We start from the raw sequence: 11995 nt of genomic DNA, 5'->3' as shown, positions 1-11995 counted from the left end.
CACGCCTGTCCCTGGCCGGAACCTGTCCCTTGACACCGCTGTTTCGGGTCGGGAAGCACCCGTTGTCGCTGTTCGCACGGAAGGACCGGCATGCCTTGTCGGTCATCTTCCCCGCCATGTTCCGATCCTGCTTGCTCCCACCGCAGCGGTGGGGAAGGCTGAATCGTCGGATCCTCCGTGTCCGGGGGAACGACGAAACGGGGAGTGCGAACGATGTCGCAGAACGCGGGGCTCAGTTGGCTGCTGGACGACCTGACCGAGCGCGTGGAACCCATACGGCACGCCCTGGTGCTGTCCACCGACGGCCTGGTCACCGCGGCCAGCACCGGCCTGCGGCGCGAGGACTCCGAACACCTGGCCGCGGTCTCCTCGGGTCTGCACAGCCTCGCCAAGGGCTCGGGTCGCCACTTCGGCGCCGGTGACGTACGGCAGACGATGATCGAGTTCGACGACGCGGTGCTCTTCGTCACCGCCGCCGGGCCGGGCAGTTGCCTGTGCGTCCTCAGCGCGGCGGAGGCGGACATCGGTCAGATCGCCTACGAGATGACGCTGTTGGTCAACCGCGTCGGCGAACATCTCCGGGTGGACGCCAGGCACCCCGAACGCTCGGCCGCAATGGACCACTGACCTGCGATTCTCTCCTCTGTGGGCAGAGTTATCCACAGGCCCGCCACGACTTTCCGTGAACGGGCTACGGTTTTTCCCGAGGCGAGCGCGAGACCAGCGCGAGCACCACACCACACGGGGGAGAACCGCCATGTCCGGCGACACCGTCACGCAGTCCGTCACCCGCACCACGACCACTCCGACGAGCGTGAGCACCGAACCCACCACGCTCACCGCACGACGCGGTGCCCCGGCGCCCGCCGGGGCGGCCGGCGACACCCTGGCCCTGGGCCGAGCCGCCCGCGAACTGGGCCTGAAGCGCGGCGAACTCGACCTCGCCGTACACCTGGGCTGCCTACGAACGGTCGTCGACGACGGAGGCGGAGGCCGTCGCATCACACGGGCGGAGATCGACCGGATCCGTGCCGAGAAGGGCTTCCCGCAGACCCTGCGGGAACGGGTCGATGCCGTGGGATCCAGGGCAGCCGCCGAGATCCTGGGCGTGCCGCCCACCCGGTTCATGCGTCTCGCCCGACTGGGACTGCTCACGCCGGTCAAATTTCATCTCAACCGCTACCGCGCAGTGATCTGGATCTATCTGGCAGCCGAACTACGGCAGTTCGCGGCCGACGAGTCGAACGTCCCCTGGCTGACGGGTCGTATCCCGGAGGATCTCAGGCGCCGACTGGACGCGGGACTGGACCTGCGCCCCCGGAACTGGCGAGGGCGCCACCTCGGATTCCTGCTGCGCCAGGCCGACGACCCCTGGAGCCGCGCCGCCGCTCCGGCCTCCCTGCTCGACCCCCTCCAGGTCGCCGAGATCGTCCGGGACCCCTACGAGCGCGCCCACCTGCATTTCCACCGGCCGCCGCGAGCCGACCACGGGCCGCCCGACTCACCAGCCGCACAGATCACCGCACGGATCATGACCGCCGACGACCCCGACGAGATCGCATGGCTGCGAACGGCCCTCCAGCAATCGCTGGTCGAGGCCCGAGCACACTGCCTCGCCCCGAGGCCCCGCCGGAAGGTGCCGCCGTCGGGGGCGTGGCACGAGACGCCCGTCGAGACGGCGCGACCGGCACCACGGCCGCGCCGGGGCCTACGCCGTCCCGGGCACCCCAAGCCCAGCGCCGGCACCGCTCCCGAGGGGCGGCGCGGTCTGCTGGGCTGGCTCCGGCGCGGACACCACTGAGCGAGCCGGTCAGGCGGGTGTTTCCGGCCCGGCGTCGTGTGTGCGGCCCGGCGCGCTCCGCCTGCGGTCATGCGCCGAGTTTGCGGAACAGCCCTTCCTGGACGACCGACACGAGCAGGCGCCCCTCCAGGTCGTAGATACGGCCGCGGGCCAGCCCGCGGCCGCCGACCGCGATCGGGGACTCCTGGTCGTACAGGAACCACTCGTCCGCGCGGAACGGCCGGTGGAACCACATCGCGTGGTCCAGCGACGCCATGTCGAAGCCACGGGGCCCCCACAGCGGCTCCACCGGGATACGGACCGCGTCCAGGAGCGTCATGTCGCTGGCGTACGTCAGCGCGCACGTGTGCACGAGCGGGTCGTCGCCGAGGGGACCCACGGCGCGCATCCACACCGCGCTGCGCGGCTCGGCGTGCTCGACCTCCTCGACGGTCCAGCGCAGCCGGTCGACATACCGGATGTCGAAGGGCTGACGTCGGGCCATGCGCTCCAACTGCTCGGGGAGCGTGCCCAGATGCTCGCTGATCTCCTGCGTCACCGTCGGCAGTGACTCCGGGTCCGGAACCTTGCGGGCCGGCGGCAGCTGGTGCTCGAAGCTCCCCTCTTCAGGCTTGTGAAAGGAGGCGGTCAGATTGAAGATCGTGCGGCCCTGCTGCACGGCGGTGACCCGGCGCGTCGTGAACGACCGGCCGTCCCGCACCCGCTCGACCTGGTACACGATGGGCACCCCGGGACGGCCAGGGCGCAGGAAGTACGCGTGCAGCGAATGCACCGGCCGGTCTCCCTCGGTGGTGCGCCCGGCGGCGACCAGCGCCTGGCCGGCGACCTGCCCGCCGAAGACCCGCTGCAGGGACTCCTGCGGGCTGCGGCCGCGGAAGATGTTGACCTCGATCTGCTCCAGGTCGAGCAGGTCGACGAGCCGCTCGGCGGGGTTGGTCGTCATGTGCTGGCCTCTCCTGTGCTCACAGCTGACCGACGTCGGTCACCTTGACGACGGCGCGTCCCTCGGCGTCGGAAGCCGCGAGGTCGACCTCCGCGCTGATGCCCCAGTCATGATCGCCGTTCGGGTCGGCGAAGGTCTGCCGGACGCGCCACAGCCCGTTCTGCGGCTCCTCCTCGATCATCAACAGCCGTGGGCCACGGGCATCGGGACCGGTGCCGAGCTCTTCGTACTCGTCCCAGTACTTGTCCATCGCCTCACCCCACCGGTCGGCGTCCCAGCCGGACTCGGCGTCCATCTCGCCCAACTCGCCCACCTGGTCCAGCGCGGCCAGTTCGACACGGCGGAACATGGCGTTGCGGACGAGCACCCGGAAGGCGCGCGCGTTGGAGGTGACCGGCTTGACCTGGTCGGCCCGCTCCTGGGCCTCCTCGGCCGTCATCTCCTCGGGATTGGCCAGCTGCTCCCACTCGTCAAGGAGACTGGAGTCGACCTGGCGCACCATCTCCCCGAGCCAGGCGATCAGATCCTCCAGATCATCCGACTTCAGATCGTCGGGGACGGTGTGGTCGAGGGCCTTGTAGGCGCCGGCCAGGTACCGCAGCACGATGCCCTCGGTGCGGGCCAGCTCGTAGTGGGACACCAACTCCGTGAAGGACATGGCCCGTTCGTACATGTCGCGGATCACGGACTTCGGCGACAGCGGATGGTCGCCGACCCAGGGGTGGCTCTTGCGGTACGTGTTGTACGCGTGGAAGAGCAGCTCCTCCAGAGGCTTGGGGTAGCTGACGTCCTGCAGCCGCTCCATGCGCTCCTCGTACTCGACGCCGTCGGCCTTCATCGCGGCCACGGCCTCACCACGCGCCTTGTTCTGCTGGGCGGCGAGGATCTGCCGAGGATCGTCCAGCGTCGACTCGACGACGGACACCATGTCGAGGGCGTAGGACGGGGACTCCGGGTCGAGCAGTTCGAACGCGGCCAGCGCGAAGGTGGACAGCGGCTGGTTGAGCGCGAAGTCCTGCTGGAGATCGACCGTCAGCCGGACGATACGGCCCTCGGCGTCCGGCTCGTCGAGCTTCTCGACGATGCCGCCGTCGAGGAGCGAGCGGTAGATCGCGATCGCGCGGCGGATGTGCCGCAACTGCTGCTTGCGGGGTTCGTGGTTGTCCTCCAGCAGATGGCGCATCGCCTCGAAGGCGTTGCCCGGCCGGGCGATCACCGACAGCAGCATCGTGTGGGTCACACGGAAGCGGGAGGTGAGCGGTTCCGGATCGGAGGCGATGAGCTTCTCGAAGGTGTTGTCGGTCCAGCCGACGAACCCCTCGGGAGCCTTCTTGCGGACCACCTTGCGACGCTTCTTCGGGTCGTCGCCGGCCTTGGCGAGCGCCTTCTCGTTCTCGATGACGTGCTCGGGTGCCTGTGCCACCACGAAGCCCGCCGTGTCGAAGCCGGCGCGCCCCGCGCGGCCCGCGATCTGGTGGAACTCACGCGCCCGGAGAGTGCGGACCCGATTGCCGTCGTACTTGGTGAGGGCGGTGAACAGCACGGTGCGGATGGGGACGTTGACGCCGACGCCGAGCGTGTCCGTGCCGCAGATGACCTTCAGCAGACCGGCCTGGGCGAGCTTCTCCACCAGGCGTCGGTACTTGGGCAGCATGCCGGCGTGGTGGACTCCGATGCCGTGCCGCACGTAACGGGAGAGATTACGGCCGAACTTGGTGGTGAAGCGGAAGTTGCCGATCAGCTCGGCGATCCGGTCCTTCTCCTCCCGCGTGCACATGTTGATGCTCATCAGCGCCTGCGCCCGCTCCACGGCCTGCGCCTGCGTGAAGTGCACGATGTAGACCGGGGCCTGCTTCGTGGCGAGCAGTTCGGTGAGCGTCTCCGTCAGCGGGGTCAGGACGTACTCGTAGGAGAGCGGCACCGGGCGGGTCGCCGAGCGGACCACGGCGGTCGGGCGACCGGTTCGCCGCGTGAGGTCCTTCTCGAACATCGAGACGTCGCCGAGCGTCGCCGACATCAGGATGAACTGGGCCTGCGGCAGCTCGAGGATCGGGATCTGCCAGGCCCAGCCCCGATCGGCCTCCGCGTAGAAGTGGAACTCGTCCATCACGACCTGGCCGACGTCGGCGTGCTTGCCGTCGCGCAGCGCGATGGAGGCCAGCACCTCGGCGGTGCAGCAGATGACGGGGGCGTCGGCGTTCACGGAGGCGTCGCCGGTGAGCATGCCGACGTTCTCGGTGCCGAAGATCTTGCACAGCTCGAAGAACTTCTCCGAGACGAGCGCCTTGATCGGGGCCGTGTAGAAGGTGACCTCGTCACGGGCGAGCGCCGCGAAGTGTGCGCCCGCCGCGATCATGCTCTTGCCGGAGCCGGTGGGCGTCGACACGATCACGTTCGCGCCGGAGACCACCTCGATGAGCGCCTCCTCCTGGTGCGGATAGAGGGTGAGACCGCGTTCCTGGGCCCACGACTCGAAGGCTTCGTAGAGGGCGTCGGGGTCGGCGGTCCGCGGCAGCTGATCGATGAGGGTCACGCCCCCATCTTGCCTGCCCGGGCACCCGAGGGGGGAATCGGCTGCCGGACCGAAGATCGCGAACGCTACGCTGTGGCGCCGACGGAGCGTCAGCGCACCTGGACAACTGGACAGCGGCACAAGGCGCCTGGACAGCGGCACGAACGGAATGGGACGGGGCACGGCCATGATGGGACCAGCACACTCACTGTCGGGAGCCGCGGCCTGGCTCGGCGTGGGAGCCGCGGCGGCCGCCACCGGGCACACGATGCCCTGGCCGGTGCTCCTGGTCGGTGCGCTGATCTGCGCGGGCGCCGCACTCGCCCCGGACCTGGACCACAAGGCGGCCACGATCTCCCGCTCCTTCGGTCCGCTGTCGCGCTGGGTGTGCGAGATCGTCGACAAGCTGTCGTACGCGGTCTACAAGGCGACGAAGAAGCAGGGCGACCCGCGTCGCTCGGGGGGACACCGCACGCTCACGCACACCTGGCTGTGGGCGGCGTTGCTCGGTGCCGGTGCCTCCGTCGCCGCGATCACCGGGGGCCGCTGGGCGGTGCTGGCCATTCTCTTCGTGCACTTGGTCCTGGCCATCGAGGGCCTGTTGTGGCGGGCGGCCCGGGGTTCCAGCAGCGATGTACTGGTGTGGCTGCTGGCGGCGACCAGTGCCTGGATCCTCGCGGGTGTCCTGGACAAGCCGGGCAACGGGGCGGACTGGCTGTTCACCCAGCCGGGCCAGGAGTACCTGTGGCTGGGGCTGCCGATCGTGCTCGGCGCGCTGGTGCACGACATCGGGGACTCGCTGACCGTGTCGGGGTGCCCGATCCTGTGGCCGATACCGATCGGGCGCAAGCGTTGGTACCCCGTGGGGCCACCGAAGGTGATGCGGTTCCGGGCCGGCAGCTGGGTCGAGCTGCGGGTGCTGATGCCGGTGTTCATGGTGCTCGGGGGAGTGGGCGCGGCGGCGGCGCTGAACGTCATCTGACCGGGCCGCGCGGGCTCGTCCCGCGACGTACCGGCCGCCCAGGCCCGGCTGCGGACCTCTCGTCGGGGTCAGCTTGGCAGCGTGTCCTCGTCCACGATGTGCATGGCGGCCTCCTCGGCGGAGGCGGCCGCTCCGTCGATCCCCACGTCGGTGGCGATCAGCCCGCTCTCCTCGTCCTCGTGCGTGCCCTCGTCGGGGGCGACCAGACGGCCGGAGCGAAGGTCTCCCACCTCGTTGTCCAGCGGCTCGCCGTCGGTGTCCTGGGAGTCGCCGATGCCGTCCCCGTCGGGGTAGGCGATGTCCGGGAGCTCCTCGGCGAGCCGCTGTTCGAGGGTCTCGCCGCGCAGCCGCTCCGCCGCCGTCACACCGGTGTGCTCCACCGCCCATGGCCGCTCCGGTGGGGACCAGCCCCGGTCGAGGGGGTCGGCCACACCGTCGGCGACCAGGGTGTCCTCGGCGTCCAGCAGCCCCGCGTCGTCCTGGATCTCGGATCCGTCTGGCTGGTAGACGTCGTCTCCCCATCCGCCGGCTCTGTCCACGGGTACCTCCAGTGGTGGGGCGGGCCCGGTGCCACCGTTCGGCGACGGTGGGCGCGCGGACCGCTGGGCGACGGCCCGAACCCCGCGAACCGGGCGGTTCACGGGTGTCCCCCGAATCAGTGCCCACCACCAGCCTTCCACTCGCGTTCGGCACCGCGCAACGGCAGGGCGACGGCGGCCGCCGCACTCGGCCGGCGCCGGTCGTCACGGCCGACTCTGAGCCGGCGTGCGGGGCGGGTGCGGACCCGGCCGCCGAGGCCCGTGCGCCTCGTGGTCCGGTGGCAGGGCTCCGTCGGCGCGGCCGCACCACCCGTGGCCGTCGTGCACGGGTGGTGCGGGGGACGGGCCCGGTCCGCCGTTCGATCGGTGGCGGGCGTTCTCCGTCGGTCGGCGGTGCCTCCGCGCCGGTCAGCCGTGCCCCCGCGTCGGTCGGCGGTGCCCCTGCGCCGGTCAGCCGTGCCCCCGTGTCGGTCAGCCGTGCCACGACCTCCACAGCGCGGCGTACGCGCCGTCCGCCGCGACGAGCTGGTCGTGGCTGCCCAGCTCGCTGATGCGGCCGTTCTCGACGACGGCGATGACGTCGGCGTCGTGGGCCGTGTGCAGGCGGTGGGCGATGGCGACGACGGTGCGGCCGTCGAGGACACGGGCGAGGGAGCGTTCCAGATGGCGGGCCGCCCGTGGGTCGAGAAGCGAGGTCGCCTCGTCCAGGACCAGGGTGTGCGGGTCGGCGAGGACCAGCCGGGCCAGCGCGATCTGCTGGGCCTGCGCCGGGGTGAGCGTGAACCCGCCGGAACCGACCTCGGTGTCCAGCCCCTCGTCCAGGGCCCGCGCCCAGCCGTCGGCGTCGACCGCGCCCAGCGCCGCCCACAGCTCGGCGTCCTGCGCGCCCGTGCGGGCCAGGAGCAGGTTGTCGCGGAGGGAGCCGACGAAGACATGGTGCTCCTGGTTGACCAGGGCGACGTGGGAGCGGACGTCCTCGGCGGGCATCCGGGACAGCTCGGCGCCACCGAGGGTGATACGGCCGTCGCGGGGCGCGTAGATCCCGGCGAGCAGTCGTCCCAGGGTCGACTTGCCCGCGCCGGACGGGCCGACGAGGGCGAGCCGGGTGCCGGGGGCGACCTCCAGGGACACCTTGCGCAGGACGTCGACACCTTCGCGGTAACCGAAGCGCACCTGGTCGGCATGGACATGGCGTCCTTCGGGGGACACGTCCGGGTCGCCCGCGTCCGGCTCGATGTCCCGCACCCCGACCAGACGGGCCAGCGACACCTCGGCGACCTGCAGTTCGTCGTACCAGCGCAGGATCAGGTTGATGGGGTCGACGAGCATCTGGGCGATGAGCGCGCCCGTGGTCAGCTGCCCGAGCGAGATCCAGTCCTGGAGGACGAACACACCGCCGATGATCAGGACGGAGCCGAGGACCGTGGTGTGGGTGAGATTGAGGACAGGGAAGAGCACCGACCGCAGCCACATCGTGTACCGCTCCCAGGCGGTCCATTCTCGAATCCGCTGGTCGGAGAGGTCGATGCGGCGGGTGCCGAGGCGGTGGGCCTCGACGGTGCGGCCGGCGTCCACCGTCTCCGCGAGGACGGCGGCGACGGCGGCGTACCCGGCGGACTCCGAGCGGTAGGCGGAGGGGGCGCGTTTGAAGTACCAGCGGCAGCCGACCACCAGCAGCGGCAGGGCCAGCAGGACGGCGAGGGCGAGTGGGGGCGCGGTCACGGCGAGGCCGCCGAGGAGCAGGGCCACCCACACCACGCCGATGGCCAGCTGGGGCACGGCCTCGCGCATGGCGTTGGCGAGCCGGTCGATGTCGGTGGTGATGCGGGAGAGCAGGTCACCCGTGCCGGCACGTTCCAGGACGCCCGGCGGCAGGCCGACCGACCGGACGAGGAAGTCCTCGCGCAGGTCGGCCAGCATCCGCTCGCCGAGCATGGCGCCGCGCAGCCGGACCTCCCGGACGAAGACGGCCTGGACGACGAGCGCGACGACGAACACCGCCGCGGTGACCTCCAGATGGAGTTCGCGCGCCCCGTCCGAGACCCGTTCGACGAGTGCGCCGAGCAGGTAGGGGCCCGCCATCGAGGCCACGACCGCGACCGTGTTGACGGTGATGAGCAGGACGAACGCCCGGCGGTGCCGGCGGAACAGTTCGGCCACGTAGGCACGTACGGTCGCGGGGGCGCCGACGGGCAGGGTGTTCGCCGTCGTCGGGGCGGCCGGGTCGTAGGCCGGGGGCGCCACGCCGATCATGCGGTCTCCTCGATCTCTTCCAGTTCGTCCAGCACATCGTTGAGAGGGGTCCTGCGGTCCTGCGGCCGACTCGCGAAGGCGGCGTTCTCGCTTGCCTTCTCGCCGACCTTGTCGTCGGTCTCCTCGTCGGTCTCGCGGGTGACGACGGCCCGGTACCGGGGCTCCCTGCGGACCAGGTCGCGGTGCAGCCCGACCGCCACGACCTCGCCGTCATGGACGAGGACGACGCGGTCGGCGAGGTCGAGCAGGAGGGGTGAGGAGGTGAACACGACCGTTGTGCTGCCCGCCCGCAGGGAGCGGATGCCGTCGGCGACCCGGGCCTCGGTGTGCGAGTCGACGGCGGAGGTCGGCTCGTCGAGGACCAGCACGTTCGGGTCCGTGATCAGGGAGCGGGCCAGGGCGAGTCGCTGGCGCTGGCCGCCGGACAGGGACCGTCCCCGCTCGGTGATCCGCGCGTCCATCGGGTCCGCGGCGTCCAGCGAACCCTGCACCAGTGCTTCCAGGACGTCACCGCACTGGGCGGCGGTCAGCGCCTCCTCGGGGCCGACCTGGCCCGAGGCGGGGACGTCGAGAAGTTCACGCAGGGTGCCGGAGAGCAGCACCGGGTCCTTGTCCTGGACGAGGACGGCCGTGCGGGCGGAGTCGAGGGGGAGTTCGTCGAGCGGTACACCGTCGAGGAGGACGGAGGTGCCCTCCTCGGGGGCGTGGCCGCCCAGCCGTTCCGCCAGTCGTCCGGCCGCGTCGGGGTCCCCGCACACCACGGCCGTGAGACACCCGGAGGGGGCCAGCAGTCCGGTGGCCGGGTCGTACAGGTCTCCGGTGGGCACGGCGGCCTCTCGGGACCCGTCGGTGTTCGTGGCCCGCTCCAGCGACAGCACCCGCGCGGCCCGCTTGGCGGACGGACGGGAGAAGGAGTACGCCATCGCGATCTCCTCGAAGTGCCTGAGCGGGTACGTCAGCAGCATGACCGCGCTGTACACGGTGACCAGTTCGCCGACCGTGATGCGGCCCTCGCGGGCGAGACCCACGCCGTGCCAGACGACGGCGATCATCAGCAGACCCGGCAGCAGCACCTGGATACCGGAGATGAGGGCCCACATACGGGCGCTGCGGACGGCCGCGTGCCGGACCTCCTGGGAGGCGCGGCGGTAGCGGTCCAGGAAGAGCTCCTCGCCGCCGATGCCGCGCAGCACGCGCAGGCCCGCGACGGTGTCGGAGGCCAGCTCGGTGGCGCGGCCCGCCTTCTCGCGCTGGAAGTCGGCGCGGCGGGTCGCGCGGGGCAGCAGCGGAAGCACGGCCAGGGCGAGGACGGGGACCCCGATGGCGACGACGATGCCCAGGGCGGGCTGGTACACGACCAGGCCGACGCAGACCAGCACGACGGTGAGGGCGGCGGCGGTGAAGCGGGAGACTGCCTCGACGAACCAGCCGATCTTCTCGACGTCGCCGGTGGAGACCGCGACCACCTCTCCCGCCGCGACCCGGCGGGTCAGCGCGGAGCCGAGCTGGGCCGTCTTGCGGGCCAGCAACTGCTGGACGCGGGCGGCGGCCGTGATCCAGTTGGTGACCGCCGACCGGTGCAGGAAGGTGTCGCCCAGCGCGATGGTGAACCCGCACACCACCAGCATCACGCCCGCGAGGGCGAGTCGGGAGCCGGAGCGGTCGACCACGGCCTGGATGGCGAAGCCGACACAGAACGGCAGCCCGGCCACGGAGGTGAAGTGCAACAGCCCCCACGCCAGTGCCTTGACCTGTCCGCCCAGCTGATTCCGGCCGAGCCACCACAGGAATCGGGGGCCCGAGCGTGCGTCCGGCACGCCCGGGTCTGCATACGGAAGGTCTTGAATCTGCATGACGTCCCAAAGGCTCGTGTCAAGGTGGGGAGAGGGAGGAGAAGTGGGGAGAAAAAGGGCGGCGAGGTCCAGCGACCGGCCGTGCAAGGTTCGCGTCGCGGAGTGGTCGGAAGCAAACGGTTTTCCGGGGCCGGGCAAAGTTTCGGCCTGGACCGCCCACGGGCGGCCCGACGCGCGCGACGGCGGGCGCCCGCGTCCGGTGTGCGGTGCGACGATGGACCGCATGCGAATAGGCGGTACGAGGCGGGGACGAACCGGCACGGTGAACGATGCGGGCGGCGCGGGCAGTGTGGACGACAAAGGCGCGGGCGACGCGGGTGCGAGGAGGGGCGCGGCTCGTGTCGGGCTCGCCGTGGTGGTCTGTGGCGCGTTGGTGATGTCCGCCGCGGCGTGCGGTGGTTCGGGCGGGACGAGCGACGGAGCCAAGGCCGACACGAACGCCGCGGAGTCCGGGGGCAGGACGGACCGGGCCGCGGCCGGGACCGCGGACCCGACCCGTGTCCCGGGCGTCGGCGACCGTCTCCAGAAGCAGATCCCCGCGAAGTCCCGCCAGGTCGTGGCCGTCTACGGGGAGGGCAGGAACGACGCCGACGCCACGGTCGTGCTCTACACGAAGAGCGGCTCCACCTGGAAGAAGACCCGCAGTTGGGAGGGGCACAACGGCAAGAAGGGGTGGACCACCGACCATCGGGAGGGCGACAAGCGCAGCCCGGTGGGCGTGTTCACCCTGAGCGACGCGGGCGGTGTACTGGCCGATCCGGGCGCCAAGCTGCCGTACAGCCGGTCGGCGTCGTTCCAGGCGCCGCACTACTGGGCCAAGTCGCACTGGCACGACTTCGACTACGTCATCGCGATCGACTACAACCGGGTCAAGGGCACTTCGCCGATCGACCCGACGCGTCCCGAGGGCCAGTCGAAGGGCGGCAGCATCTGGCTGCACATGGACCACGGCAGCGGCACCTCGGCCTGCGTCAGCCTGTCCAAGTCGGGAATGGAGTACCTGCTGCGCACCCTCGACCCGGCCCTGCACCCGGTGATCGTCATGGGGGACAGGGCGGAGTTGAAGGCCTGAGGTACCCGGTACGCCCGTTACGGCTGTGCCCGCTTGTGGC

General features: G+C 71.2%; 9 protein-coding genes. 4 read left to right on the top strand and 5 right to left on the bottom strand.

Annotated features, from left to right (window positions below):
• Positions 1–213: 213 nt before the first annotated feature.
• Positions 214–627, top strand: coding sequence for a roadblock/LC7 domain-containing protein (locus L3078_RS06420; protein WP_239751881.1), 414 nt, complete (start codon positions 214–216; stop codon positions 625–627).
• A gap of 130 nt (positions 628–757) precedes the next feature.
• A complete protein-coding gene (locus L3078_RS06415) occupies positions 758–1801 on the top strand; it encodes a DUF6397 family protein (RefSeq protein ID WP_239751879.1) in 1044 nt (347 codons plus the stop codon).
• Between the two features lie 67 nt (positions 1802–1868).
• Here L3078_RS06415 and L3078_RS06410 read toward each other — a convergent pair whose 3' ends face one another.
• Together L3078_RS06410 and L3078_RS06405 are read right to left on the bottom strand one after the other, a co-directional pair.
• Entirely contained in the window at positions 1869–2744 is an 876-nt protein-coding gene (locus L3078_RS06410) for an acyl-CoA thioesterase (protein WP_239751877.1), read from the bottom strand.
• 19 nt (positions 2745–2763) lie between these two features.
• Entirely contained in the window at positions 2764–5277 is a 2514-nt protein-coding gene (locus L3078_RS06405) for a DEAD/DEAH box helicase (protein WP_239751875.1), read from the bottom strand.
• A 166-nt stretch (positions 5278–5443) separates the two neighbouring features.
• Between L3078_RS06405 and L3078_RS06400 the strand changes: the two genes are divergently transcribed.
• Complete coding sequence (locus tag L3078_RS06400; protein WP_045560508.1) at positions 5444–6238, top strand: metal-dependent hydrolase; 795 nt, start codon at positions 5444–5446, stop codon at positions 6236–6238.
• 68 nt (positions 6239–6306) lie between these two features.
• On the opposite strand, the gene L3078_RS06395 is transcribed toward L3078_RS06400, so the two are convergent.
• The 3 genes from L3078_RS06395 to L3078_RS06385 form a co-directional block, all read right to left on the bottom strand.
• Positions 6307–6777, bottom strand: a complete 471-nt coding sequence (locus tag L3078_RS06395; RefSeq protein ID WP_239751873.1) for a DUF5709 domain-containing protein — start codon at positions 6775–6777, stop codon at positions 6307–6309.
• Positions 6778–7248: 471 nt separating this feature from the next.
• The gene (locus L3078_RS06390) at positions 7249–9030 is read right to left on the bottom strand and encodes an ABC transporter ATP-binding protein (RefSeq protein WP_239751871.1); all 1782 of its coding nucleotides are present in this window, start codon (positions 9028–9030) and stop codon (positions 7249–7251) included.
• Positions 9027–10883: an ABC transporter transmembrane domain-containing protein gene (locus tag L3078_RS06385; protein ID WP_239751869.1), complete on the bottom strand. Its 1857-nt coding sequence runs from the start codon at positions 10881–10883 to the stop codon at positions 9027–9029. The genes L3078_RS06390 and L3078_RS06385 overlap by 4 nt, the downstream gene beginning before the upstream one ends.
• A gap of 376 nt (positions 10884–11259) precedes the next feature.
• Between L3078_RS06385 and L3078_RS06380 the strand changes: the two genes are divergently transcribed.
• Positions 11260–11955, top strand: coding sequence for a hypothetical protein (locus L3078_RS06380; RefSeq protein ID WP_239760231.1), 696 nt, complete (start codon positions 11260–11262; stop codon positions 11953–11955).
• Positions 11956–11995 lie beyond the last annotated feature (40 nt).

This window comes from Streptomyces deccanensis, assembly GCF_022385335.1.
Taxonomy (GTDB): Bacteria; Actinomycetota; Actinomycetes; order Streptomycetales; family Streptomycetaceae; genus Streptomyces; species Streptomyces deccanensis.
This window is presented reverse-complemented; position numbering and strand designations above follow the sequence as displayed.